The 957-nt window shown below is 72.2% G+C and carries 1 protein-coding gene; it reads right to left on the minus strand.

Annotation, left to right across the window (positions count from 1 at the left end):
• A partial coding sequence (locus tag LPA54_RS32985) for an alpha/beta fold hydrolase (protein ID WP_228984424.1) occupies positions 1-852 on the minus strand: 852 nt, incomplete at its 3' end.
• Between the last annotated feature and the right edge of the window lie 105 nt (positions 853-957).

Genomic DNA, 957 nt, shown 5'->3' on the forward strand with positions numbered 1-957 from the left:
GACCTGGCGCAGACGGAGCGCGAACTCGTCCGGCTTCCCCGGTTGTCCGAACTCTCCGCCGCAGAAGCCGCCGTGATGGCTCGGGAACACGACCACCTTCTGCCCGAGGAGTTCGGCTGCCGCCGCGGAGGTGCGTGCCGTCAGCAGGTTCTCGGACTCCTCGCCGACCGCGATCACCACGCGGGTCGGCGCGGCGGTGATCGCGTCGGCGTCCGGCCGGTAGCCGCTGACCGCCCACGACCTGTCGGACAGCAGCGGGTCGTCGCGCGAGCCGTCGTCCTCGGTGGGCATCCCGAACGCGGCGGGGTGGGCCGCGGGCTGTGCGAAGTACGCGTCGGTGAACTCGCCCACCCACGAGGTCATGGCCACGAACGCGGCCATCCCGGCCCCCCACCCCCGCTTCTCGTACGCTTCCCGAACCCTGGCCCGCGCCCGCACGGCTGCAGGGCCGTCCGGTGTCAGAGTGATGAGCGGCGGCTCGTGCGCCACCAGCGTGGTCACGTCCGAGGGGTACTTCTCGACCACCGAGAGCGCGGTGACCGCTCCGCCGCTGCTGGCGAACATCTCGACGGGCCCGGCCCCGAGTGCCTCGATGACGGCGTGCACGTCGTCGGCCTGCGTCCGCGGTGCGTGGTCGGTTCGTCCGTCCTTCCGGACACTGCGGCCGAGGCCGCGCGGGTCGTAGGTGACCACGGTCCGCTCGGGGAAGCGCGCGGCGAGCGCGGCGAAGCCGGAAGCGCTCATGGGCTGCCCGATCATCAGCAAGGGCGGTCGTCCGTCACTGGTCGGCAGCGGCCCCCGCACGTCGTAGACGAGGTCCGCGCCGGCTGTCTCAAGAGTGAGAGTCTTCATACGTTTCCAGACCGGCCCCGCTGCGGAAACTCATCGGTGCGGCTTGCGTCGGGTGGCGTCACCGGCGGCTTGAGGTCCGGCTCCTCCGCGCCTTCGTCCGGGCCG

This window comes from Streptomyces sp. DH12 (assembly GCF_020873895.1).
Taxonomy (GTDB): Bacteria; Actinomycetota; Actinomycetes; order Streptomycetales; family Streptomycetaceae; genus Streptomyces.